We start from the raw sequence: 24880 nt of genomic DNA, 5'->3' as shown, positions 1-24880 counted from the left end.
TGAGTCGTCTTCTTGCCGGCTCCCCGTAGGTGCAGCGCCGGTCTTCGATCGAAGCGCCCGGTTCCGTACGGCTTACGCCATGATGACCGGGGGCCACTACCGAGGACCGGCCCTCCGACGCCGTGGGGCGCGCTTGCTTGCGGACGCGGGGCACTGTCTCGGCTATTCAGTTTGCTCACTGGATGCGTGTCTTCATGGCGCGACGCGCCGACGCTCACCCAGATGAGATAAGGGAGCGGCGCGAGCGCCGCTCCCTCACAACTCTATCGGCGCAGGCCGAGACGCTCGATGAGCGAACGGTAACGCGCGATGTCCTTGCTCTGCAGGTACTTCAGCAGACGACGGCGGCGACCGACCAGCAGCAGCAGACCGCGGCGGCTGTGGTGGTCGTGCTTGTGCAGCTTCAGGTGCTCGGTGAGCTCGCTGATGCGCTTGCTGAGCAGCGCGATCTGCACCTCGGGGGAACCGGTATCGGTCTCACCCTTGGCGTACTCACCGATGATCTGCTTCTTTGCGGCGGTGTCGAGCGACACGTGTCTCCTTGAACCTCTACGGGCACGCGCGATTTCAGATGCCCGAACGACCATGCGTGCCTACAGTCGCCGTGGCGAGATCAGCACCGGGGCTGTAAAACCGCCGGTTACAGAGCTGACACGCCAGATTACCACCCGTCCTCAGGGTCCCGCACATCGTGCGAGCGGGCGGGCGGTGGCAGCTCAGGCCGCACAGCCGTACGGCGGCGTGATCACACGGCGGCACAGTCGCACGATCACACGGCCAGGTGGGCACACGACCACATGGTCACAGGCAGCGCAGCCACGCGGTCACCTGATCAGGCGGCCAACCGGTCAGGCGGTCAGGCGGCGGACCTGGTCGACGTCCGCGTGTATCTGCGCGATGAGCGTCTCGATGGAGTCGAACTTTACGTTTCCCCGGAGCCGCGAGCCGAAGTCCACCGCCACGTGGGCGCCGTAGAGATCGAGGTCGTCGCGGTCGAGCGCGTAGGCCTCTACCGTGCGGGGCACGCCCTCGAAGGTCGGGTTGGTGCCCACGGAGATCGCCGCGGGCCAGCGTGCGCCGTCGTAGACGGCCGGCAGATTACCGGTCGAGATGCCCTGCAACCAGCCCGCGTAGACGCCGTCGGCGGGGATCGCGGTGAACTCCGGCGACTCCACGTTGGCCGTCGGGAAGCCGAGCTGGCGTCCGCGCTGGTAGCCCCGGACGACCACGCCCTCCACCCGGTGCGGGCGGCCGAGCGTCACGGCGACGGCCTCCATGTCACCGGCGGCCAACTGCTCCCGGATGAGGGTGGAGGAGATGGTCTCTCCGTTGCTCACCAACGGAACTCCCTCCGCCACGAAATCGTATTTCTCTCCGAGGGTCCGGAGCGTCTCCACGTCGCCGGAGGCCTTGTGCCCGAAGCGGAAGTTCTCCCCCACCACGACCCCGGCCGTGTGCAGCCGGTCCACGAGCACGATCTGCACGAACTCGTCCGGGCTCATCCGGGAGAACTCCAGCGTGAACGGCAGCACGCACACGGCGTCCACACCGAGATCGGCGAGCAGCTCGGTGCGGTGCCTGGCCGTTGTCAGCCGCGGCGGGTGGGTGCCCGGCCTGACCACCTCTTCGGGGTGCGGATCGAAGGTCACCACCACCGAGGGCAGCCCGAGATCACCGGCCATCGCGACGGCACGGGCCACCATCTGCTGATGACCGCGGTGCACGCCGTCGAAGACGCCGATCGTGACGACGGACCTGCCCCAGTCTTCGGGCACGTCGTCCAATCCGTGCCATCCTCGCACCGCAGCCTCTTCCCCTCGTAGCGGATCGACCCCTAAAGCCTGCCATGCTCCCCGGCCTTCTCTCCAATCGGGGAGGTCATAGCAGGGCGAAAAGGCTCTTGACCTCGGCGGCGAGGCCAAGGACAGGCGTCCGTCAGGAGACGAACACGGCCAGGGACTTGGTGATCCCGCCGTGCTCCTCGACCAGGGCCAGCAGCATGCCGTCCGGCCCGAACACGCCGATCGGACCGCTGCCCAGCCCCAGCGAGGGCAGCCGCCCACCGTGCGCGACGGAGCTCGCCTCCTCGGCGGTGACGTCGCGCCGCGGGAAGACCGCCGCGACCGCGTCGGCCATCGGCAGGATCACGCAGTCGGCGGAGAGCTCTTCGAGGGTGTGCGCCATCGACAGGTCGTAGGGGCCCACGCGGGTGCGGCGCAGGGAGGTCAGGTGGCCGCCGGTCCCCAGGTCGGCGCCGAGGTCACGAGCCAGGGCCCGGATGTAGGTGCCGCTTGAGCAGGACACCGAGGCGTCGACGTCAATGAGGTCCCCGTGGCGGCGGATATCGGTGATCTCGAAGGCCGACACGGTCACCGGGCGCGACTTGAGCTCGACCTCCTCACCCGCCCTGGCCCGCTTGTAGGCTCGCTCGCCGTTCACCTTGATGGCGCTGACCTGCGGCGGGATCTGCATGATCGGGCCGGTGAGGGTGGCGACACCCTTCCTGAGGCTCTCCTCGGCGACGTCCGCGGCCGAGAGCGTGGCGATGATCTCACCCTCGGCGTCGTCGGTGTTGGTGGACTGGCCGAGCCGGATCGTGGCGTCGTAACCCTTCTGGGTGAGCGCGAGGTGGCCCAGGAGCCTGGTCGCCTTCTCCACGCCCACCACCAGCACGCCGGTGGCCATCGGATCGAGGGTGCCCGCGTGGCCGACCTTGCGGGTGCCCGCGATCCCGCGGAGCTTGGCCACGACGTCGTGCGAGGTCCAGCCGGCGGGCTTGTCCACGATGATCAGCCCGCTCGGCGGCGGGGTGCGCTTGACGCGAGCCGTACTCATCGAGTTCCTCCTGTGGAGCCCCCGGGCTCCGGCCCTGGGGAGGATGTCGGTTGGAAAGACCTTTTACGGAAGGCCTTCTACAAGAGTGCCCGGAGACTCGCGATCGTCTCCTCGACGGGCAGGTGGGAGGTGAAGCCGGCGGCCTTGGTGTGCCCGCCACCGCCCAGCGCGGTGCAGATCCGTGCGACGTCCACCCCGCCCTTGGATCGGGTGGAGACCTGCCAGGCGCCGTCGTCGTCCTCCTTGAGGACCGCGGTCACGTCCGCCTCGTCGGTGCGCCGGACCACGTCGATGATCCCCTCCACCTCGTCGTACGGCAGGCCGTACGCGGCCCGGTCGGCCCGGGTGACAAACGTCCAGACCAGCCCGCCGCCCACCTCGGGCTCCAGCGTCACCCTGTCGAGGGCGGTGCCGAGCACCCTGAGGTAAGCGAACGGGGACCGATCCCACAGGTCCCTGGCGATCTCCTCGGTGTTCAGCCCGGTGGCCACCAGACGGGCGGCCATGGCGTGTGCCGCGGGGGTGGTCGAGGAGTATTTGAACGAGCCGGTGTCGGTGACCAGTCCGACGTAGAGGCAGGTCGCGATGACCTTGTCGATCGGCAGGCCGAGCCGGTGGAGCAGCTCCTCGGCGAGCACCGCGGTGGCCGCGGCGCCGGGATCGACCAGGTTGAGCGTGCCGAAGCGGGTGTTGGACGGGTGATGGTCCACCACGATCAGCTCACGGGCCCTGCCCGCGCTGTCGCTCAGCATGGCGAGCCGGCCGACGGTGGGGACATCAAACGTGATCATCAGCTCGGGCGCGGCCGGATAGTCGTCGAGCCCGACCAGGAGGTCCTGTCCGGGCAGGAAACGCAGCAGCCGGGGCACCGTGGTCCGGTGCTCCCCGAAGGAGGCCGTGACGCGCTTGCCCACCGCGCGCAGGGCCAGCCCGAGGGCGAGCATGGAGCCGAGCGCGTCGCCGTCAGGCGAGACGTGACAGGCCAGCGCGATCTCGTCCGCGGACGAGATGAGCTCGACGGCCCGATCCCAGTCTCGACCGGGCACCGGGCCGTCGTCACGCAGCTGGGGCATCACGTCGCGGAGTGTCCCGCGCGCTCCGAGGGCTCGTCGTCGCTGTCCTCGAACTCATCGTCGTTCTCGTCGGGCTTGCGGTAGGGGTCCGCCTCGCCCGCGTGCTGCGCGCCCTCGGCCCGCTTGGCGATCTCGACGTCCCTGGCCTTCGCCTCGGCGAGCAGGTCGTCGAGGTGGCGGGCGGTGTCAGGGAGCGGGTCGTGGGTGAACGTCAGCGTCGGCGTGTGACGCAGACCCGTCTGACGGCCCACCTCCGAGCGGATGAGCCCCTTGGCGCTCTCCAGCGCCAGAGCGGAGTCGGTCCTCTCGGCCTCCGAACCGAACACGGTGTAGAACACCGTGGCATCACCCAGGTCGTTGGTGATCCGCGTGTCCGTGATGGTCACGAAACCCAGCCTCGGGTCCTTGATCCGGCGCTCCAGCATCTCCGCCACAATCTGCTGAATCCGGTCGGCGATCTTACGTGCGCGTGCGACATCCATATCGCTCCCCCTTCTCACAGTGACGACCGACCGCGAAGGGCTGCCCCGCGACCGGTCGTCTCTGTAGCTAGTCCTCGTCCTCGTTGTAGAGCCGGTGCCTGGCGGACAGCAACTCGATTTCCGGATGGAAGGCGATCAGACGCTCGCAGTCGTCCATCACCGCGCCGCAGTTGGCGGCGGTGGAGGACACGACCGCGATCCCGATCTCTGTACGGCGGTGCAGATCCATATGGCCGGTCTCGGCCACGGCCACGGCCGGGAACCGTCGCTGCACCTCGGCGATGATGGGACGCACCACCGAGCGCTTCTCCTTCAGCGAATGAACATCGCCGAGCAGAATGTCCATTGTCAGGGCGCCTACATACATATTCACTCGCCACGGACGTCACCGTGCCATCGATGGCGCGGGGCCACCCGCCGGCCGAGGGCCCTCACCCCGGGGGTGAGAACCGACGGCCGGCGAGTGGTCACCCGCGCCGATCCGAGGCATCAGACGCGCGGCTTCTCCCGCATCTCGAACGTCTCGATGACGTCGTCGATCTTGATGTCGCTGTAGCCGACACCGATACCACACTCGTAACCATCGCGGACCTCGGTCGCGTCCTCCTTGAAGCGACGCAGCGAGGAGACGGTGAGGTTGTCGGAGATGACAACACCACCGCGGATGATCCGGGCCTTGCTGTTCCGGACGATCGTGCCCGAGCGGACCAGAGCACCGGCGATGTTGCCGATCTTCGGCACCTTGAAGACCTCGCGGACTTCGGCGGTGCCCATCTGGACCTCTTCGAACTCCGGCTTGAGCATGCCCTTGAGGGCCGCCTCGATCTCCTCGATCGCCTGGTAGATGACCGAGTAGTAGCGGATGTCGACACCCTCGCGCTCGGCGAGGTCGCGCGCCCGGACTTCGGGGCGCACGTTGAAGCCGATGATGACCGCGTTGTCGTCGGCGACCGCCAGGTTGACGTCGTACTCGGTGATCGCACCGACGGCACGGTGGAGCACCCGCAGGCGCACCTCATCGCCGACGTCGATCTTGAGCAGCGCGTCCTCGAGGGCCTCGACCGAACCGGAGACGTCACCCTTGATGATGAGCTTGAGCTCATCGATCTGGCCCTTCTCCATCTCGCTGAAGAGCTCTTCGAGGGTGCGGCGACGGCCGGACTTGGCCATGTCCGCGATGCGCTTGCGAGCCGCACGCTGCTGGGCGATCTGGCGCGCCATCCGGTCGTCGGTGACAACGAGGAAGTTGTCACCGGCTCCCGGCACCGCGGTCAGACCGAGGACCAGCACCGGACGCGACGGGTCGGCCTCAAGAATGGCCTCGCCCTTGTCGTCCAGCATCGCCCGGACGCGGCCGAAGGCCTCGCCACAGACGATCGAGTCGCCGACGCGGAGCGTGCCGCGCTGGACCAGCACGGTCGCGACCGGGCCGCGGCCCCTGTCGAGGTGCGCCTCGATGGCGACGCCCTGGGCGTCCATCGTGTCGTTGGCCCGCAGGTCGAGCTCGGCGTCCGCGGTGAGCAGGATGGCCTCGAGAAGGTTCTCGATGCCGGTCCCGTTCTTGGCGGAGATGTCGACGAACATGGTCGTGCCGCCGTATTCCTCGGCGACCAGACCGTACTCGGTGAGCTGCGCACGGACCTTGCCCGGGTCCGCGCCTTCCTTGTCGACCTTGTTGACCGCGACCACGATCGGCACGTCGGCCGCCTGGGCGTGGTTCAGGGCCTCGATGGTCTGCGGCTTCACACCGTCGTCGGCCGCGACCACCAGGACGGCGATGTCGGTGACCTTGGCACCACGGGCACGCATGGCGGTGAACGCCTCGTGGCCCGGGGTGTCGATGAAGGTGATCTTCCGCTCTTCTTCTTCGTGCTCGGTGGTGATCTGGTAAGCACCGATGTGCTGGGTGATCCCACCCGCCTCGCGCGCCACCTCGTTGGTGTTGCGGATGGCGTCGAGCAGCTTGGTCTTACCGTGGTCGACGTGACCCATGACGGTCACGACCGGCGGGCGCGCGACGAGATCGGACTCGTCGCCCTCGTCCTCGCCGAACTCGATGTCGAAGGTCTCGAGAAGCTCGCGATCCTCCTCCTCCGGGCTGACCACAAGCAGGTTGTAGTCCAGCTCGGCGGCGAGAAGCTGCAGCGTCTCCTCGTTGACCGACTGCGTGGCGGTCACCATCTCGCCGAGGTGCAGCATGATCTGCACCAGGGACGCGGGGATCGCGCCGATCTTGTCGGCGAAGTCCGACAGGGAGGCGCCGCGCGACAGACGGATCGTCTGACCGCCACCGCGGGGAGCCTGCACGCCACCGATCGCCGGGGCCTGCATGTTGTCGAACTCTTGACGCCGCTGACGCTTGGACTTGCGACCGCGGGTCGGACGTCCTCCCGGACGGCCGAAGGCACCCGCGGTGCCGCCACCACGGCCACGACCGCCGCCACCGGGACGACCGGCGAAACCGCCGCCGCCGCCACCGGGACCGCCGGTGCTCGTGCCGGGACGGCCTGCGCCGCCACCGCCACCGGGACGACCGGCGAAACCGCCGCCGCCACCACCGGGACGACCGCCACCGCCGCCGCCACCGGGACGGCCTGCGCCGCCACCGCCGCCGGGACGACCCGCACCGCCACCGCCACCGCCGGGACGGCCTGCGCCGCCACCGCCGCCACCGGGACCGGCAGGACGACCCTGCGGCATCATCATCGGGCTGGGACGGGGACCGCCGGGACGCGGACCACCCGCGCCGCCGCCGCCACCGGGACGCGGACCACCCGCGCCGGGGCCCGGACGTGAGCCGGGCGCTCCGGGCGGACCGGAACGAGCGCCGGGAGGACGGGGACCCGCACTGTCGCGGTTCTGGTCACGGGGACCACGGTCCTCGCGAGGACCACCGGGACGCGGACCCCTGTCGCCGGGAGCTCCGTCACGGCCGCCGGGACCACCGGGACCGGGAGGTCCGCCGGGGCCACCCGGGCCGCCGGTGCGCGGCGGACGGGCCTGGCCCATGCCGCTGGCGTTCGACGAGAACGGGTTGTTGCCGGGACGCGGGCCACGCGGGCCCGGACGCGGACCGGGCTTGGCACCCGGACCACCGGGAGCGCCCGCACCGGAGCGGGGGCCCGAGGGGGCTCCGCCGGGACCGGCCGCGGGGCGGCCTTCCGGACGCGCCGCCTCGGGACGAGCCGCGGGTGCGGGTCGCGGAGCCGGACGCGGGCCGGGCTTGGGGCCGGAGGCCGCGGGACGGCCGACATCGGTGCGGGGCGCCTCGAAACGAGGTGCCTGAACCGGTGAGGGCTGCTGCGGAGCCTGCGGGGGCGGAGCCTGCTGCGGCTGCACCTGCTCGGGTTGAGTCTGGGGCACGACCGGCGGGGCCTGCGGCGCGGGAGCCGCCGGCGCCGCGGGGCGAGCCGGTGCGGGACCCGGTCGCGGTCCCGGCCTGGGGGCCGGTCCCGGCTTGGGGATTGAGGTCGGTGCCGCGGTGGCACCGTTTCCGGCCTGGCTGTCGCCAGGCCTGGGGGCCGCCTGAGGCGGCCTGGGCGTTCTGTTACCGCCCTTGTCGGACGAGCCCTTGGTGGGACCGCCCAAAGCTTCCGTGAGCCTGCGGACTACCGGTGCTTCGATAGTCGAGGACGCCGAACGCACGAACTCGCCCATCTCCTGGAGCTTGGCCATAACGACCTTGCTCTCCACACCGAACTCCTTGGCGAGCTCGTATACCCGGACCTTCGCCACTACACTCCCTTGTCTCGGCCCGGGAGGCAGTGCCGCCGGACCGTCGTTACGTAGACGTACTCATCGCCGCATGCTCATCAGGCGCTCATAGCTATCTGACCAGCCCATCAAATCGGCGTCCTACATGACATTTGGTAACCATCTCACCCGATCCTTTCAGTCTGCAGCTCTTCAAGATGACCTCGCACTCGCGACAGATCGAGCGGGACCGCAGTGCGAAACGCACGCGGAAACGCCCGTCGACGCTCAGCGAGATCCAAACAGCTCAAGGAGGGATGCAGCGAAGCACCACGCCCCTGGAGCCGTCGTCGCAGGTCAGGGACGATAACGCCCTCGACCATCACCAGGCGGAGCAGCTCGGAAGAAACCGTGCGAACCCGGCACCCCACACATGTTCTCAGTGGGGAAGCTTGGCCACCATATTCCAGCTTACCGTGTGGATGCATCTGCGGAACCGGCCGCGTCCCCCGCTTGGGTGTCAGGGCGGATATCGATGCGCCAGCCGGTGAGGCGATTGGCCAGCCGGGCGTTCTGCCCCTCCTTGCCGATCGCCAGGGAGAGCTGGTAATCCGGCACGGTCACACGCGCGGCGCGGCCGTCGACGTCGATGACCTCGACATGCGAAACACGAGCGGGAGAGAGCGCATTCCCCACGAACTCCGCGGGGTCGTCCGACCAGTCGATGATGTCGATCTTCTCGCCGTGCAGCTCGGCCATCACATTGCGCACGCGCGAGCCCATCGGGCCGATGCAGGCGCCCTTGGCGTTCACGCCGGGACGCCGCGAACGGACCGCGAGCTTGGTGCGGTGACCGGCCTCGCGGGCGATCGCGGCGATCTCGACGGTGCCGTCGGCGATCTCCGGGACCTCCAGGGCGAAGAGCTTCTTCACCAGACCGGGATGGGTCCGCGACAGGGTCACCGAGGGGCCCTTGTGGCCCTTCTTGACCTGGACCACGTAGCAACGAATACGGTCACCGTGAACGTATTCCTCACCGGGGACCTGCTCGCTGTGCGGCAGCACCGCCTCGATCTTGCCCAGGTCCACCAGGACGACCCGGGGGTCCTTGCCCTGCTGGATGACGCCCGCCACGAGCTCGCCCTCACGGCTGGCGAACTCACCGAAGTTGATCTCGTCCTCGGCGTCGCGGAGCTGCTGCAGGATGACCTGCTTGGCCGTGGTCGCGGCGATGCGGCTGAAGTTGCCCGGGGTGTCGTCGAACTCCCTGAGCACCTCCCCGCTCTCGTCGTCGAGCTCGGCCGCGAAAATGGTCACGTGCCCGGATTTCCGGTCGAGCTCGGCGCGCGCCTTGGCGGCGGCGCCCTCACTCCGGAAGTATGCGATCAGTAGCGCGTCCTCGATCGCCTTGACGACCAGGTCGAAGGAGATGTCCTTCTCCCGCTCCAGGCTGCGCAGGACGCTCATGTCAATGTCCACGAGGCTTCCCCCTTAGCCTTCGTCGCCGTCTTCGCCGTCGTTTTCGGCGTCGTCGAGCCGGCGGAATTCCACCTGCACCCGTCCTCGGGTCAGGTCCTGATAGTCGATGCGGCGCGGTGCGCCGTCGACGTCCAGCTCCACACCGGTCTCGTCGGTGACGACGATCCGGCCCTCCACGGCGGTGCCGTCTCGCAGGTCGGCCTTGACCAGCCGCTTAACCGCGCGGCGCCAGTGGCGCGGCTCGGTGAGCGGGCGGTCGACCCCCGGAGAGGAGACCTCCAGCACGTACGGGGTGGCACCCATCGCGTCGTCGGCGTCCAGCGCCTCGGAGACGGAACGGCTGACCTCGGCGACGTCGTCCAGGCTCACACCGCCGTCACGGTCGACGATGACACGCAGCAACCGCCGCTTGCCCGCCGGTGTGACCGTGACGTCCTCCAAGTCGAGCCCTTCGGCTTCGACGACAGGTTCCAGAAGCTCCATCAGGCGGTCGCGGGATGTGGCGCTGCCCATGCCGACCTCCCATTGTCACGATCTCAGCCGGGCGGACCTCGCCCATGCGATTAACCAGCCTATCCACACCAGGGCGTAGAAAGAGCGCCACTCGGTGTGGCGACGCCGTCCGAGAAGCGAGGTGACTGTGATGCCATGCCCGTACGATGTTAGAGGCGTCAGCAACCCATGTCATAACCGGAGGTCGCCCGTGCGTTCCGTCTCCCGGCGCACCCTGTTACGGGGCAGCGCTCTCGGGGTGGCCGCCCTGACGGTGGCGGGCTGCGCCTCCGAGGAGCCGAAACCCGTCGTGGCCACACCCCCGGATCCGGAGACGGTGCTGCTCAACCAGCTGATCGCGGGCAAGGAGCGGACCGTCGCGCTGTACGCCTCGGCGGCCTCCGCCAAGCTCGCGCCCTTCGCCGGGCGGCACGAGGCCCACCTGGCCGAGCTCCGCCGCAGACTTCGCGACAAGCTCCTCTCAAGCACCTCTCCCGCCACGGCACCGCCCTCACCCGCCTCCACACCGCCCTCGCCGTCGGCCACCCCCGCACCGAGCCGCAGGCCCACCCTGCGGAGCCTGCGCGACCTGGAGCAGAAGGCCGCGGCGCTCCGCCCCCGCCAGCTCGCCGGGGTCTCCCCCGCCCTGGCCCAGCTGATCGCGTCCATCGGCGCCTGTGAGGCCGCACACGCCATGGCCCTCTCGAGGTCCCTGTGACGGCCGCTCAGGAGCTTGACACGGCTCTGGCGGCCGAGCACGCGGCCGTCTACGCCTACGGGATCATCGGCGCCAGGACCACGGGAAACCTGCGCGTCATCGCGACGGCGGCCTTCAACGCCCATCGCGCCCGCCGCGACCGGCTCCGCACCTTGATCATCTCTGGCGGCGGCACCCCGGCCGAGCCGACCCCGACCTATGACCTGCCGGTCATCCCGTCCACCGCGGCCCAGGCCGTGGAGCTGGCCGTGCTGGTCGAGCAGAGGGTGACCACCGCCTATCTGCAGCTGACCGCGTCCACCGACGCGGCCGTCCGCCAGATGTCCGCGCTGGCCATGCAGGAGTGCGCCACCCGTTCGTACGGCCTGCGCCCGGAGATCGCGGCCTTCCCCGGCATGCCCCCCGCCCCCGAACCCGTCCTCCCGGCGACGACCCCGTCAAGCAGCGCCGCCCCGTCACAGTGAGCCCAGCGGGCCGGCGACCCCGGCGGCGGAGCGGCGGCCCCAACGCTGAACGGGAAATCCCGTCGGTGAGCCGACAGGCTCGGTGAAGCGGCGATCACGCCGGTGCGCCGATGATCACATCGCGGCGATCGCGACTCGCTTCCAGTTTTGCCATACCGAATCCCTTATCGCCATTTAAATTCATTTTGACATCATTTGTCGCATTTACCGTAAGCGGTCATATTTGCTGCGTTTATTGCGAGCCTGGGGGGTAGCTGAACTTCCGCGAATACGTCTAGGGAGGAAGCAATGGGCTGGGGATATAGGAAGTCGATGAAGTTCGGTCCGTTCCGCGTCAATCTCTCGCGAAGCGGTGTGGGCCACAGCTGGGGCAACCGCGCCTTCCGCGTCACCAAGACGGCCGACGGGCGCCGCACGCTGAGCGTCAACCTCCCCGGCGGCTTCCACTGGCGCAAGACTCTCGGGAGCAGCGCCCGCCGCTGACGGGCCCCCATCACCACCGGCGCGGACCGTACGGACGGCAGGGCGGACCGTACGGACGGCAGGACCGCGCGATACGCAGGACCGCGCAGGCGACCGCGCGATACGAACGGCAGGGCCGTGCGGACGAAGGAGCGGCCCACCCGTGACGGGTGGGCCGCTCCTTTTCGTGCGAAGACGCCGGGGTTTGCGCGCGAAGACGCCGGAGGCGCCGGAGGTCAGGCGCGGCAGGCGGCCACGACGCGGTCGACGGCCTCGGCGATCGGGATCTCCTCCTTGACGCCGGTGACGCGATCACGCAGCTCCGCGACACCCTGGGCGAGACCGCGGCCGACGATCAGGATCGTCGGCATGCCCAGCAGTTCGGCGTCCTTGAACTTCACACCCGGGGAGACGCCGGCCCGGTCGTCGACCAGGACGCGCAGGCCGCGGGCCTCGAGCTCCTCGGCGAGCCGGGTCGCGGCCTCGATCTGGCCGTCCTTGCCGGTGCCCACGAGGTGGACGTCGACGGGGGCGACCTCGCGGGGCCAGACCAGGCCCAGCTCGTCGTGCCCCTGCTCGACGATCACGGCCACGGCCCGGGAGACACCGACGCCGTAGGAGCCCATGGTGACGCGGATGGGCTTGCCGTCGGGGCCGAGGGCGTCGAGCTTGGCGGCGTCGGCGTATTTGCGGCCGAGCTGGAAGATGTGACCGATCTCGATGCCCCGGTCGATGGAGAGGGCGGAACCGCAGACCGGGCAGGCGTCGCCGGTGCGGACCTCGGCGGCCTCGATGGTGCCGTCGGCGACGAAGTCACGGCCGGCCACGACGTCCACGGCGTGCTTGCCGGGCTCGTTGGCACCGGTCACCCAGGCGGTGCCGTCGACCACGCGGGGGTCCACGAGGTAGCGGATGCCGAGGCCCTTGAGAACCTGCGGGCCGATGTAGCCGCGGACCAGGCCGGGGTGCCTGGCGAAGTCCTCGGCCTCGAAGATGGCGGGCTCGCCGGGGGCCAGGGAGGCCTCCAGCCGCTTGAAGTCGACCTCACGGTCTCCGGGCACGCCGACGATCAGTGTCTCGGGCTTGTCGGAACCGGGCTTGGTCACCTTGACCACGATGTTCTTGAGCGTCTCGGCGGCGGTGACGTTGAGGCCGTGGTGCTCGTTGACGTAGGTGACCAGCGACTCGATGGTCGGCGTCCCGGGGGTGTCGAGCACCCGCTGGGCGGGCCGTTCCCCGGTGATCGCGGCGGGGGCGGGGGTGGTGACCGCCTCCGCGTTGGCCGCGTAGCCGCAGTGGTGGCAGGCCACGAAGGTGTCCTCGCCGGTCACGGCGGGGGCGAGGAACTCCTCCGACGCCGAGCCGCCCATCGCGCCGGACGTGGCGAAGCAGATCTTGTAGCCGATGCCGAGACGATCGAAGATCTTGATGTAGGTCTCACGGTGCCGCTCGTAGGAGTGCTTGAGACCCTCGTCGTCCAGGTCGAAGGAGTAGGAGTCCTTCATGACGAACTCGCGACCGCGCAGGATGCCCGCCCGGGGACGGGCCTCATCGCGGTATTTCGTCTGGATCTGGTAGAGCGTCACCGGATAGTCCTTGTAGGAGGCGTATTCCCCCTTGACCATGTCGGTGAACATCTCCTCGTGGGTGGGGCCGAGCAGATAGTCGGCGCCCTTGCGGTCCTTCAGACGGAAGAGCGTGTCACCGTACTCCGTCCAGCGGCCGGTGGCCTCGTAGTATTCGCGGGGCAGGAGCGCGGGGAAGAGGACCTCCTGGCCGCCCATGCGATCCATCTCCTCGCGCACGATGCGCGTGACGTTCTCCAGGACCATCTTGCCGAGGGGCAGCCAGGAGTAGACGCCGGGTGCGATACGGCGGACATAGCCGGCGCGGACGAGCAACTTGTGGCTCGGGACCTCCGCGTCTGCCGGGTCGTCCCTCAGGGTTCGAAGAAACAACGACGACATGCGCAGCAGCACGGCTACTCCTAGCTAGCAGGGAAACGTTGTCCTACAGGCTATCGAGTGGCGCAAGCCGGTTGTCTGCGTCCGCCGATTTGGGAACCTGTGGCGAGGAAGTCTGCCGCCGGGGAAGTCGGTCTCTTTGGAAACCCGTGGCGGGGAAGTCTGCCGCCGAGGAGGTCGGCCGCTTCAGAAGCCTGCGGCGAGGAAGTCGGCCGATGCGATGACCAGCGCGATCAACCCGGAGCGGATCCATCCCCAGCCCCTGCGCAGCGAGAGCACCAGCCCCACCATGAGCACGCCGACGATCGCGACGTTCCAGGGCCAGAACGCCGGGACGTACTCCGGTCTGCCGGGCAACGTGCTCGCCATGCCCACGACCGCGACGAGCCCGGCCAGCACGCCGCCCGCCAGGTCTCCCCACAGGTCGTCGCGCCGGGTGAAGTAGGAGAGCACCCCGAACAGCGCGAGGGTGACGAACATGAGGTTCATCACGGTGCCGCTGCCGCCGAGGCCCCTGGACTGGTCCTCGGCGTGGAGGATCGAGACGGTCAGCAGCGAGACGAGCGGTCCGAACGCGGCGAGCACACCGGCCAGCAGCGCCCAGCCGAAACCGGCGGCGCTCCGTCCCACGATGACGATGAGAAGGATGTAGGCGTAAGGGCTGTAGACGCCGTAAAGAGGCTCGGGCCCGTAGGAGAGCAGTGCCCCCAGGACGCCGAGCAGTATGCCCGCGAAAAGCGAGACGACCATGTGTTGCACGATGGCTTTCTCACGGCGATCTCCCGCGAGGAAGTCAAGCGTGTAATTCCGTTCCACCAAAGCCACCGATCCCCCGATCAAACGCCCTGTGGCTACGCGCAGTATACCTGACCTGCGGTAATGCGCGGAAAGCCTGGGAAGCCCTTGATGAGGCGATCGCCTGGTCATGCCCTGTTCGTGAGCCGGCCGGGGCTCTCGACGGACCGTTGGGACGGGGTTCGACCGGGTTGCGGTGGGCCGGTCCCCAGCGCGTGGCGGAAGATCGCACGGGACCCCCGGCGGCGGACGATTTGATCACGTCGGCGCGCGATCCTGGCCGAGCGGCCCCCGTTGGTACAGAATCAAAAGAGGGAATCGCGTTCATGACATCCAACGCCGAGGAGGCGATGTGTCACTCCGAGTCGCGATTGTGGGATCGGGGCCTGCCGGGATCTACACGGCCGAGGCGCTGATGAAACAGACCTCCGGCGGCGTCGAGGTGGACGTGCTGGAGCGGCTGCCCACGCCCTACGGGCTGGTGCGGTACGGCGTGGCCCCGGACCACACGTCGATCAAGTCGATCGCGGGCTACCTGCGCGGGGTCCTGGAGCTGCCGAACGTCCGGTTCCTGGGCGGCGTCGAGCTCGGCAAGGACATCGACGTGGCGGACCTGCTCGACTGCTACGACGCCGTGGTCTACTGCACCGGCGCGATGGTGGACCGGCGGATGGGCATACCCGGCGAGGACCTGCCGGGGAGTGTGGCCGCCACCGACTTCGTGAACTGGTACTGCGGCCATCCCGACATGCCCGCCGACCGCTTTGTCCTCGACAGTTCCGAGGTCGCGGTGATCGGTGTGGGCAACGTGGCCGTGGACGTGGTGCGCGTCCTCGCCAAGACCGCGGAGGAGCTGCGCGCCACCGACGTGCCCGAAGAGGTGCTGACCAGGCTGGCGGAGAGCGAGGTCAAGGCCATCCACATGATCGGCCGCCGGGGGCCCGAGCACGCCAAGTTCACCCTGAAGGAGCTGCGGGAGCTGGGCGAGCTGGCCAACGCGGACGTGTACGTACGGCCGGAGGAGTGCGTGGCGGACGTCACGGCGGCCTCACGGCAGGTCCGGGGAAACGTCGAGGTCCTGCAGAGCTGGGCCGCCCGAGGTCCCGTGGGCCGTCCCCGGCGGCTGGACGTCCGGTTCTGGATGCGCCCGGTGGAGATCCTCGGCGACGGCAGGGTGGAGGCGCTCAAGCTCGAACGCACCCGGCTGACCGAGGGCCGGGTCGTCGGCACCGGGGAGTTCGAGACCATCCCGGTCGGCATGGTCCTGCGCTCGGTCGGCTACCGGAGCGTGCCGCTGCCCGGTGTCCCCTTCTCCGAGGCCACCATGACCGTGCCGAACGAGGCCGGGCGGATCCAGGGCCGCGACCGCGAGTTCGTGGCGGGCTGGCTCAAGCGCGGCCCCACCGGCGTGATCGGCACCAACAAGTCCGACGCCGCCGAGACGGTCCGCACCCTCCTCGCCGACCTCGCCGGCCGTGAGCCGGTACGGCAGGCGGACCTGGACACCGTTCTCGCCTCCCGGGGAGTCCTGCCCATCACCTACGAGCACTGGCTGGCCATCGAGGCGGCCGAGGCCGCCCTGGCGAAGTCTCTCGACCGCGGCGAACGCGTGAAGCTGGTCGGCCTCGCCGCCATGCTGGACGCCTCCGGCCGGTAGGGCGCTCCCCCGGCTCCACAGGGTGCCTGGCTTCGGCGCGCACCGGCCGTTAGAGTGCCTGGCCAGTCGTTGGAGCGCCGGCGGTTGGGGTGTGGCCGGCCGACACGTTCACGAGGAGCACCAGCATGCGCGTCACGCTCTCCGATCCGCTCGCCCTGATTCCCGGCTTCGAGCAGACCCACCGCGAGCAGGAGACGAGATATCCCGCCTCGGCGGTGGAGTGGCAGCCGGTGCACACCGTCTACGTCCCGGCCGACCGCTTCGACGCCGGCACGGTGACGGCGTGGGGAGACGCGGCACTGGACCTGTTCGAACGGCACCTGCCCGCGAACGACCTGGCGGAGCTCTTCGAGACGGACGAGCGCATCGTGAGCGCCGTGCACGAGAAGGTGGCGGCGAAGCTCGCCCGGGAACCGATCGAGGACCTTCGGGTGGACTTCGAGGACGGGTACGGCCTGCGCCCCGGGGAGGAGGACGGCCACGTCGCCGCCGCCGCCGAGGCGGTCGCGGCCCTGCACGCGAACGGGACGCTCCCGCGCAGGTGGGGACCGCGGGTGAAGTCCTTCGCCGACGGCGATCCGGTCCGGAGCGTCAGGACCCTCGACGGGTTCCTGACCGGGGTGATCGAACGCGCCGGGTCCCTGCCGGACGGGTTCGTCGTCACCTTCCCCAAGGTGCTGATGAGGGCCTACCTCGGCCAGTTCGCCGACTGCCTGGAGGCGCTGGAGAAGGGACTGGGGCTCGGCGCGGGAACCCTCAGGTTCGAGATCCAGGTGGAGGCCACCCAGACGGTGTCGTTCCTCGATGCGGACCTGGTCCCCTCCCTCGACGGCAGGCTGTCCGCGGCGCACTTCGGTGTCTTCGACTACACGGCGAGCTGCTCCCTGCCCCCGCACGAGCAGCGGCTGGACCACCCGGCCTGCGACCACGCCCGGCACGTCATGCAGACCGCCTTCGCCGGGACCGGGGTGGAGCTGTCGGACGGCTCGCTGGCCGCCTTTCCCGCCTCCGACGACAGGCAGGTCGTGCGGGACCTGTGGCGACGCCACGCGGGGATGGTCGGGCATTCGCTGAGCCACGGCTTCTACCAGGGCTGGGACATGCATCCGTCGCACCTGGTCAGCCGCTACGCCGCGGTCTACGCCTTCCACCTGTCCCGGTACGAGGAGTATTCCCACCGGGTGCGCGCCTGGCAGGAGCAGCGGGGGGCGGGGGGCGGCGTGATGGACGAGCCCGCCACGGTCAAGACGATGGCCGCCGCCCTGCGCCGGGCAGACCTGGCCCTGGGCGACGTCTGACCGGGGAGGCAGCCCGCGCGGGGGCCGGTCCTCAGTCGATCAGGGCTCGCCAGTCGCGGACCAGGCGCGCGTCGACCGGGTCGGACCACGAGGCCCGTACGGCGCTGCCGACGTGGAAGGCCCGCACGCCGTAGTCCATCAGCAGCGGGACGTGACCCGGCCTCAGACCGCCACCCACCATGATCAGCGGGCCGTCGCCGGCCTCGCAGCGGGTCTTGATCACCCGCAGTCCCTCCGTCACGCCGCTGGGCGCACCCGAGGTGAGCACGGTCGCGAGGTTGGGCAGCAGGCGGACGGCACGCCAGCCCGCCTGGATGTCGGCCGCGTGGTCCACCGCCCGGTGGAAGGTCCAGGGCAGCGGGGTCACCGCGTGGATGAGCGCCTCGGTGGCGGCCAGGTCGACCGCCCCCGCGGAGTCGAGGAAGCCGAACACGAACCCGGCCGCGCCCGCCTCGGAGAGGGCCTTGGCATCGCGCCGCAGGCCCTCCAGCGATTCGGGCGTGGCCAGGAACGACGCATCGCCGCGCAGCATCACCATCTGCGGCAGCGCGCACTCCTTGGAGATCGCCGCGACCGTCTCCACCGCCGGGGTGAGCCCGTCGGACGCCATGTCGACGACGATCTCCAGACGGTCTGCGCCGCCTTCTTCGGCCGCGACGGCGTCACGCACGTCAAGTGCGATCACCTCAAGCAAGGATCCGGTCATGAAGTGAGGCTATCGGATGACTTTGTCCTGGGATCGCCGTGGTTCAGACATGCTCCGGCACGGGTAGCCCGCGACGGTCCACGAACGGCAGCCCGGTCCCGGATGCCCGGCCACGCAGGCCCCCGGCCCGCTGGAACAGGGCCCCCGACGCGCGGTGCGGCAGATCGACCGTGCGCAGGTGGGCGAAACGCTGCCCCCGATAGTAATCCTGCAGTTTCGAGTTGTCCTTGGAACAGTCAAGCCGGAGCCAGCGCCTGCCCGTCGTCAGGACCCTCAGTCCCGCCCAGTCGAGCAGCGCCTCCCCCAGACCGCGGCCGGAGTAGTCGCGCGCGACGGACAGTTTGTGAACGTAGAGGGCCGCCCCGGGGGCGTCCTCCGCGGCCCAGAACTCCGGATCCGCGTGGCCGTCCAGGGCGATGGTGGCCGCCGGTCCCTCTTCTCCCCTCTCGCCGTCCAGCAGATACAGAACCCCCTCCTCGATCAGCGGGCTGATGCGCTCGGCGGGGAACCCTCCCGCGGGCCACTGGCGTACGCCGCGGCCGTTCAGCCATCCGGCGGTCTCGGCGAGGAGCGCGAGCACTCCCCGCAGATCGTCACTCGTAGCTCTGCGCAACGTGAGTCTGTGCGTGACGGTGGGATTGACGGTGGTTGAGTGCATGATTCATCCCTTCGTTGCACTCGGTGCATGAAATGACACGGAACGTGGCCGGACCGTGGCGCACGGCATCCATGCCGGGCTAGGCGGAGCGCCTAGGGGCCTGAGGCGAGCGGGGAAAGGGGACCGCGTCCGGCCGCCCGGCGAGCGCGGCCCGATGATCGCCCGCGGCGCGGGCGGATATGGGGCCGGCCCGTCCGGGCGGTCACGGGGACGTCAACGGCTTTCCAGCTCGTATCTGATCAGGTGTTTGTCCGAGGGAAGGACCGACACCGCGACCCGCACAGGGGTGTCGCTCTCGTCGTATCCGACCCGGACGTAGACGACGACCGGTGTACCCAGCTCGAGTTGGAGCATCTCGGCCTCCGAACTGTTGGGCATCCGCGCCCAGATGTCGTCGACCATCCGGACCTGAGGATGGCCGAGCTCTTCGAGAACCTTGTTGGCCCCGCGCATGATGTCGCCGGGACGGGCGATCTCGGAATCGGCGACCAGCGCCAGCGGGAAATAGGAGTCGTTGGTGTTGTACGGCTGGCCGTCCACGAATCTCAGCCTGCGGCGGACCACGGCGAGCTCGTCGTCCGGGAGTTCCAGCCTGCTGGCGATCTCCTCGATCGGATGCACGATCGCCACCTCGATGTTCTGGCTCGGTGCGCGCCCCTCCTGGGAGACGGCCCAGGCGAAGGCCTCCCTGGTCTCCTCGGGCTGCGGCTGGAGCTCTCTCTGGGGGTGGATGAGCAGCGGGCGGCGCTCCCTGACCACGGTGCCCCGGCGGGGGGTACGGGTGACCAGACCCTCGTTCACCAGCTCACCGAGGGCGAGCCGCACGGTGTTGCGGCTCACCTGATGGGTGAGCATGAGCTCCACTTCGGTCGGCAGCTGATCCCCCGGTCCGAGCGCACCGGAGTAGATGGTCCTCCGAAGGTCGGAGGCCACCAGTTGATACAGCGTTGACCGTGCCATTTGGTCCCCTTTGTGCCAACAAAACTAGACGATCTGGTTCTAGTGGGGAACAGCCCCTTGACCCAACCTCCCAAGACCCGCATTATCCAATCGTTGGTACAAATCCATCGAAAGGTCGGCGATGGGGCGGAGACCGGTGCTGTCGGCCCAGGCGGGCACGCCGTATCTGCCGTGGCGCGACCCCCGCGAGGCAACGCGTTTACTGCGTTACGCGTTGCATCGTCAGGGATTCACTCACACCTACCAGAGCAATGCGAATGGGATGTCCGTGCTTTCAGTGCAGACCGATCTGACCGTGTGGTGCAGAGACGGACTTTTCATCTGGAATGAGGACGGCGTGGAGGCCTCCCATCCGGCTGATGATCCGGTTGGGGCCGCACATCTCATCTCAGATCTCTACCGGCGGCCGGCGTCCGACGACGACCCCATCGAGGAGGGGCTGGAATCCCAGGTCCGTGCCTCTCCTCATCCCGACTCCGCACGCGACTAGCGGCCGAGGACCCCATCCCTCGCCGGGGTCCTCGAGCCGCCGCGGCGGGGCGGAACGCGTCCTGGCGGGTCCCCCACGCCCGCCAGGGCGCGTTCTCGTCATGAGAGCGCCCCCATCGTGGGTCGCGCCCTGAGACCGGCCCCCTCACAAACCGCGTCCGCGCCGTCTCTCCTCACGAGACACATCCGCGCTGCGTCTCTCCTCACGAGACGTGCCCGCGCCATGGGACCCGCCTCACAAGACGGCGTTCGCGCCGTGGGACCGGGCCTCCTTACGAAACCCATCCGCGCCGTCTCCGGACTCGCGTCGCCCCGGCCGGACCACCTCGCGTCCGAGTTCGCGTCACGCCGGCGGCCACCGGTTGACGGGCGGACCGCTGGACGCCTTTCCCTGCGCTCCCGGCCTGCCGTCGCCCTCGGATTCGTAGCAAGCGCTTGGTAGCATGGCGCCAGGCGACGGAGGCCGCCGCCCACCGAACTCCCTGGGGCCGACCGGAGACGACCGAGGAGGCAGGTGCGATCATGGGCACCCACGCGGCCCGGTTGCCGGAGATCTGTGGTCACCCACACGTCACCTCGAACGGGCACGGCATCACCGTCAACGGAGTCGCCATGCACAGCGGCCTTCCCCCAGGCCGGCCCGACGGAGCCGAAAGCCGTACCGGCCCCCCTGCCGACTCCTCCGCCCAGTCCGTGGACGGTGGCCGCACCGACCTCCACGCCGACTCCTCCGCCCCGCCCGTGGACGGTGGCCGCACCGGCCCCCATGCCGAGTCTTCCGCCCCGCCCGTGGACGGTCGGCGATTCCGCACCGTGCTCGGCCACTTCGCCACCGGCATCGTGGCCATCACCGCCATCGACCCCGACAACGGCGAGCCGTGCGGCCTGGCGGCCAACTCCTTCACCTCGGTCTCGCTGGACCCGCCGCTGGTCGCCTTCTGCGTGGCGCACACCAGCACGAGCTGGCCACGCCTGCGTGCCGCCAGGACCCAGACGGTCAATGTGCTCGCCGAGCACCAGCAGTCGGTCTGCGCGGCGCTCGCGAGCAAGGGCGGCGACAAGTTCGCCGGCCTGGAGTGGACCAAGTCCCCCGGCGGCAACCCGATGATCAGTGATGCCCTGGCCTGGATCGACTGCTCGATCGAGGCGGAGCACCCGGCGGGTGACCATGTCATCGTCGTCGCCAGGGTTCACGACCTCGGCGTCCACGGCGACGGCGGGCCGCTGGTGTTCTTCAGGGGCGGCTACGGCCGGTTCCGCACGTGACCCCCTCCGCGTAATCCGTACGGCGCGCCGGAACCGGCAGCACGAGGGACACCGTCGCTCCTCCGGCCTGTCCCCGCATGTGACATCCGCCGTACGGGGAACAGGGTCGCCATCCCGGGCGCGGGAACTCTCGCGATCTCTGAGAGAGTTGTCCCAACGGCGAGAGGAGCTGGACGGGTGGAACCGGACGAAGTGCTGGAACACCCCAGCCTCGTTGAGCTCTCCGTGCGACGGCTCCGTCACGAGATCCTCTCCGGCGCCCTCGCACCGGGTGAGCGGCTGATCGAGGAACAGCTCACCCAGCGGTTCGGCATCAGCCGGGCTCCGTTGCGCGAGGCACTGCGTTCGCTCGGGCAGCAGGGACTGGTGGAGCACCTGCCCCGGCGAGGGGTTCGGGTCACCGAGCTGTCCCGGGAGGACGTGGACGAGCTTTTCGGGCTGCGCGACGTGCTGGAGCGCTATGCGGTCGAGATCGCACTGCCCCTTCCCGGAGCACACAGTCTGACCGGGCTGGCCCAGGCCCTGGAGGGCATGGCGTCCGCGGTGCGGGCGGACGACCCGCTCAGCGAGAATGAGGCGCACCGGCGTTTCCACCTCGCGCTGGTCACGCTGGCGGGTCATCGCCAGCTGCTGATGGCGTACGAACCGGTCATCCTGAAACTGCAGCTCTACATGGCCGCGAACCTGCGCAGGGAGGCCGAGCAGCGTGCCCCGTCCGAAGGGGTGGAGCGGCATCGGCGGCTCTTCGACGCCATCGCCTCCGGCGACCCGGCCATCGTTCTCGACGCTCTCTCCCGGCACGGCGCACGCACCTACATCGGTTGATCCACCGCTGTCGGCTGACCCACCGCGGCGCCGACCGGCCCGGGACGGGCCGCGACCAAGCGGGGAGTGACGGCAGCTAACACAGGTGTAACGGGAGGAAAGGGCGATCGACATAATTCTGTCGACAATCGACAAAAGGAGGACCTGAGGAACGGAGTCACCCGTGTCCGATCCGCTTGCCGTCGAGGCCGAGCCGTACATCTACGGATTCGACCCGCAACACACCGCCCTACTCCTCATCGACATGCAACGGGACTTCGTCGAGCCCGGGGGTTTCGGGGAGACCCTGGGCAACGACGTGGCCATGCTCCGGCGGGTGATCCCGCCGCTCCAGGAGGTCCTGGCCGCCACCCGGAAGGCCGGGATGACCGTCATCCACACCCGCGAGGGGCATCTGCCCGACCTGTCCGACTGCCCGCCCGCCAAGCTCGGTCGCGGTGCGCCGTCACTGCGCATCGGAGACCCCGGTCCCAAGGGACGGATCCTGATCCGGGGTGAGTACGGCCACGACATCATCGACGAACTGGCCCCCGCCGACGGCGAACTCGTCCTCGACAAGCCGGGCAAGGGCGCCTTCTACGCCACCGACCTGGAGCGGGTTCTGCGGGCGAGAGGGATCCGCAGCCTGATCGTCACCGGCGTCACGACCGAGGTGTGCGTGCACACCACCGTTCGCGAGGCGAACGACCGGGGTTACGAGTGCCTGGTGCTGTCCGACTGCGTGGGCTCGTACTTCGCCGAGTTCCAGCGATACGGGCTCGAAATGATCGCCGCTCAGGGCGGGATCTTCGGCTGGGTCGCCCCCTCCGGAAACTATCTCAAGGCACTCGAAGCGCGGAGCTGACCAATGACCACGACAACCGGCCCCGCCCGACTCAAACTGCCCTGGTGGGTCGGCGGGGACACCAACGCCTTCTTCGGACTCGCCTTCAACGTGATGGTCAACGTGCTGGTGCTGAGCGGCCTCTGCCTCGGCGTCGTGCACCTGCCCGGCTCGGACGTCTTCGGCGTCATCCTCCCGGCCATGGGCATACAGCTCCTGATCGGCAACCTGTACTACACCTATCTGGCCCGGCGGCTGGCCCGCCGCGAGGGCCGCGACGACGTGTGCGCGATGCCGTACGGCCCCAGCGTCCCGCACATGTTCATCGTCGTCTTCGTGATCATGCTGCCCACCTATCTCGCCACCAAGAACCCCCTGCAGGCCTGGGCGGCGGGGCTGGCCTGGAGCTTCATCATCGGCGTCATCGTGCTGATCGGCGCCTTCGTGGGACCGTACATCCGCCGCTTCACCCCGCGAGCCGCCATGCTCGGCACCCTGGCGGGCATCTCGATCGCCTTCATCTCGATGCGGCCCGCGGCCCAGATGTGGGAGGCGGCCTGGATCGCACTGCCGGTGCTCATGATCATCCTGGTCGGCTTCTTCACCGACCTGAAGCTGCCCGGCAACATCCCGGTCGGACTGGCCGCGCTCCTGGTCGGCACCGCGATCGCCTGGGCGGGCGGCTACATGAACCCCGCCGACGTCGGTGCCGCCGCCGAGAACATCGCGGTGAGCCTGCCGTCGCTGAACATCGACCGGCTGCTCGACGGGCTGAGTCAGGTCTCGCCGCTACTGGCCACCGCGATCCCCCTGGGCATCTACAACTTCACCGAGGGCATGAGCAACGTGGAGAGCGCCGCCGCGGCGGGCGACTCGTTCAACCTGCGGTCGGTGCTGCTGGCGGACGGTGCGGGCGCGGTGGTCGGCTCGATGCTCGGCTCGCCGTTCCCGCCCGCCGTCTACATCGGCCACCCGGGCTGGAAGTCGGCGGGCGGCCGTACCAGCTACTCGATGGCCAGCGGCGTCGTCATCGCGCTGTTCTGCTTCCTCGGTATGTTCGCACTGCTCGGCGCGGTGCTGCCAGCACCGGCGATCGTGCCGATCCTGCTCTACATCGGGCTGCTCATCGGCGCCCAGGCCTTCCAGTCGGTGCCCAAGGCGCACGCGGTGGCCGTGGTGATGGCCATCATCCCCAACATCGCCTCCTGGGCGCAGGGCTACATGGACAACGCCCTGGCCGCGGCGGGCACCACCGCGAGAGAGGTCGGGTACGCCACCATCGCGCAGAGCGGGACGGTCTACGAGGGGACGGCCCTGCTCGGCGGCGGCGCCGTACTGGCCGGGCTGGTGCTCGGCTCGATCACCGCCTTCATCATCGACCGATCGTTCGTGTGGGCCGCCGGCTACGCCTTCACCGGCGCGGCGCTGGCCTTCGTCGGCCTGATCCACGGCGAGAGGGTCGAGTGGAACGCCAACGACCAGGTCTCGCTGGGTTATCTCTTCGCCGGGCTGGTCCTCCTCGCCTTCGCCTTCCTCGGACCCAGGAAGGCCGAGCCGGTGAAGAACGAGCAGACCGTCGCGGAACCCGCCCCGGTGGAAGCCCCCGCCGCGTCGTGAACGCGGGCCGCAGCCCCATGGACTCCGAACCGCACCCCGCGGCCCCGTGAACGCGGGCCGCAGCCTCACGGGTTCGCGAAACGCGTCCCGCGAACTCGTGAACACGAGCCACGGCCTCGTGAGC

The 24880-nt window shown here is 69.4% G+C and carries 25 protein-coding genes; 10 read left to right on the top strand and 15 right to left on the bottom strand.

The window, feature by feature from the left end; translation table 11 throughout:
- Nucleotides 1-263 precede the first annotated feature (263 nt).
- The 10 genes from rpsO to rimP form a co-directional block, all read right to left on the bottom strand.
- Nucleotides 264-533, bottom strand: a complete 270-nt coding sequence (gene rpsO, locus CHC08_RS15080; protein WP_089207893.1) for a 30S ribosomal protein S15 — start codon at nt 531-533, stop codon at nt 264-266.
- A 315-nt stretch (nt 534-848) separates the two neighbouring features.
- On the bottom strand, nt 849-1802 hold the full coding sequence (locus CHC08_RS15075; RefSeq protein ID WP_089207892.1) for a bifunctional riboflavin kinase/FAD synthetase: 954 nt from the start codon (nt 1800-1802) through the stop codon (nt 849-851).
- A 133-nt stretch (nt 1803-1935) separates the two neighbouring features.
- Nucleotides 1936-2835 (bottom strand): tRNA pseudouridine(55) synthase TruB, encoded by a 900-nt coding sequence (gene truB / locus CHC08_RS15070; RefSeq protein ID WP_089207891.1) that lies wholly within the window; start codon nt 2833-2835, stop codon nt 1936-1938.
- Nucleotides 2836-2912: 77 nt separating this feature from the next.
- A complete protein-coding gene (locus CHC08_RS15065) occupies nt 2913-3908 on the bottom strand; it encodes a DHH family phosphoesterase (protein WP_089207890.1) in 996 nt (331 codons plus the stop codon).
- Nucleotides 3908-4390 (bottom strand): 30S ribosome-binding factor RbfA, encoded by a 483-nt coding sequence (rbfA, locus tag CHC08_RS15060; RefSeq protein ID WP_089207889.1) that lies wholly within the window; start codon nt 4388-4390, stop codon nt 3908-3910. Before rbfA ends, CHC08_RS15065 begins: the two co-directional genes overlap by 1 nt.
- A gap of 67 nt (nt 4391-4457) precedes the next feature.
- Nucleotides 4458-4757, bottom strand: a complete 300-nt coding sequence (locus CHC08_RS15055) for a DUF503 domain-containing protein (protein ID WP_089207888.1) — start codon at nt 4755-4757, stop codon at nt 4458-4460.
- A 122-nt stretch (nt 4758-4879) separates the two neighbouring features.
- Complete coding sequence (gene infB / locus CHC08_RS15050) at nt 4880-8125, bottom strand: translation initiation factor IF-2 (protein ID WP_089207887.1); 3246 nt, start codon at nt 8123-8125, stop codon at nt 4880-4882.
- 143 nt (nt 8126-8268) lie between these two features.
- Entirely contained in the window at nt 8269-8571 is a 303-nt protein-coding gene (locus CHC08_RS15045) for a YlxR family protein (RefSeq protein ID WP_089207886.1), read from the bottom strand.
- Nucleotides 8555-9550 carry a transcription termination factor NusA gene (gene nusA, locus CHC08_RS15040; protein WP_204359044.1) on the bottom strand — a complete coding sequence of 332 codons (996 nt, stop codon included), beginning with the start codon at nt 9548-9550 and terminating at the stop codon, nt 8555-8557. Before nusA ends, CHC08_RS15045 begins: the two co-directional genes overlap by 17 nt.
- A gap of 24 nt (nt 9551-9574) precedes the next feature.
- Nucleotides 9575-10075, bottom strand: a complete 501-nt coding sequence (rimP, locus tag CHC08_RS15035; protein WP_089207884.1) for a ribosome maturation factor RimP — start codon at nt 10073-10075, stop codon at nt 9575-9577.
- A gap of 190 nt (nt 10076-10265) precedes the next feature.
- Between rimP and CHC08_RS15030 the strand changes: the two genes are divergently transcribed.
- From CHC08_RS15030 to CHC08_RS15020, 3 genes are all read left to right on the top strand, one after another.
- Nucleotides 10266-10772 carry a twin-arginine translocation signal domain-containing protein gene (locus CHC08_RS15030; protein ID WP_089207883.1) on the top strand — a complete coding sequence of 169 codons (507 nt, stop codon included), beginning with the start codon at nt 10266-10268 and terminating at the stop codon, nt 10770-10772.
- Nucleotides 10769-11236, top strand: coding sequence for a ferritin-like domain-containing protein (locus CHC08_RS15025; protein WP_089207882.1), 468 nt, complete (start codon nt 10769-10771; stop codon nt 11234-11236). The genes CHC08_RS15030 and CHC08_RS15025 overlap by 4 nt, the downstream gene beginning before the upstream one ends.
- A 288-nt stretch (nt 11237-11524) precedes the next feature.
- A complete protein-coding gene (locus tag CHC08_RS15020; protein WP_089207881.1) occupies nt 11525-11719 on the top strand; it encodes a DUF4236 domain-containing protein in 195 nt (64 codons plus the stop codon).
- A gap of 215 nt (nt 11720-11934) precedes the next feature.
- Here CHC08_RS15020 and CHC08_RS15015 read toward each other — a convergent pair whose 3' ends face one another.
- Both CHC08_RS15015 and CHC08_RS15010 read right to left on the bottom strand, forming a co-directional pair.
- Nucleotides 11935-13677 carry a proline--tRNA ligase gene (locus CHC08_RS15015; protein ID WP_089207880.1) on the bottom strand — a complete coding sequence of 581 codons (1743 nt, stop codon included), beginning with the start codon at nt 13675-13677 and terminating at the stop codon, nt 11935-11937.
- A gap of 171 nt (nt 13678-13848) precedes the next feature.
- Nucleotides 13849-14412, bottom strand: coding sequence for a hypothetical protein (locus CHC08_RS15010; protein WP_143653226.1), 564 nt, complete (start codon nt 14410-14412; stop codon nt 13849-13851).
- A 397-nt stretch (nt 14413-14809) separates the two neighbouring features.
- On the opposite strand from CHC08_RS15010, the gene CHC08_RS15005 reads away from it, so the two are divergent.
- Nucleotides 14810-16114 carry an FAD-dependent oxidoreductase gene (locus CHC08_RS15005; RefSeq protein WP_089207878.1) on the top strand — a complete coding sequence of 435 codons (1305 nt, stop codon included), beginning with the start codon at nt 14810-14812 and terminating at the stop codon, nt 16112-16114.
- A gap of 125 nt (nt 16115-16239) precedes the next feature.
- Entirely contained in the window at nt 16240-17412 is a 1173-nt protein-coding gene (locus CHC08_RS15000; RefSeq protein WP_089207877.1) for a DUF6986 family protein, read from the top strand.
- 31 nt (nt 17413-17443) lie between these two features.
- On the opposite strand, the gene CHC08_RS14995 is transcribed toward CHC08_RS15000, so the two are convergent.
- The 3 genes from CHC08_RS14995 to CHC08_RS14985 form a co-directional block, all read right to left on the bottom strand.
- Nucleotides 17444-18118, bottom strand: coding sequence for a copper homeostasis protein CutC (locus tag CHC08_RS14995; RefSeq protein WP_089207876.1), 675 nt, complete (start codon nt 18116-18118; stop codon nt 17444-17446).
- A 43-nt stretch (nt 18119-18161) separates the two neighbouring features.
- The gene (locus CHC08_RS14990; protein ID WP_089207875.1) at nt 18162-18776 is read right to left on the bottom strand and encodes a GNAT family N-acetyltransferase; all 615 of its coding nucleotides are present in this window, start codon (nt 18774-18776) and stop codon (nt 18162-18164) included.
- Nucleotides 18777-18989: 213 nt separating this feature from the next.
- A complete protein-coding gene (locus CHC08_RS14985) occupies nt 18990-19736 on the bottom strand; it encodes a GntR family transcriptional regulator (protein ID WP_089207874.1) in 747 nt (248 codons plus the stop codon).
- Between the two features lie 136 nt (nt 19737-19872).
- On the opposite strand from CHC08_RS14985, the gene CHC08_RS48255 reads away from it, so the two are divergent.
- From CHC08_RS48255 to CHC08_RS14960, 5 genes are all read left to right on the top strand, one after another.
- The gene (locus CHC08_RS48255) at nt 19873-20226 is read left to right on the top strand and encodes a hypothetical protein (protein ID WP_143653225.1); all 354 of its coding nucleotides are present in this window, start codon (nt 19873-19875) and stop codon (nt 20224-20226) included.
- A 521-nt stretch (nt 20227-20747) separates the two neighbouring features.
- Nucleotides 20748-21491, top strand: a complete 744-nt coding sequence (locus tag CHC08_RS14975) for a flavin reductase family protein (protein WP_245878328.1) — start codon at nt 20748-20750, stop codon at nt 21489-21491.
- Between the two features lie 177 nt (nt 21492-21668).
- Nucleotides 21669-22316 (top strand): GntR family transcriptional regulator, encoded by a 648-nt coding sequence (locus CHC08_RS14970; protein ID WP_089207872.1) that lies wholly within the window; start codon nt 21669-21671, stop codon nt 22314-22316.
- Nucleotides 22317-22479: 163 nt separating this feature from the next.
- Nucleotides 22480-23160, top strand: coding sequence for a cysteine hydrolase family protein (locus CHC08_RS14965; protein ID WP_089207871.1), 681 nt, complete (start codon nt 22480-22482; stop codon nt 23158-23160).
- 3 nt (nt 23161-23163) lie between these two features.
- Entirely contained in the window at nt 23164-24756 is a 1593-nt protein-coding gene (locus tag CHC08_RS14960) for a SulP family inorganic anion transporter (protein WP_089207870.1), read from the top strand.
- Nucleotides 24757-24880: the final 124 nt, after the last annotated feature.

The organism is Streptosporangium subroseum (genome assembly GCF_900188345.1).
Lineage (GTDB): Bacteria > Actinomycetota > Actinomycetes > Streptosporangiales > Streptosporangiaceae > Streptosporangium > Streptosporangium subroseum.
This window is presented reverse-complemented; position numbering and strand designations above follow the sequence as displayed.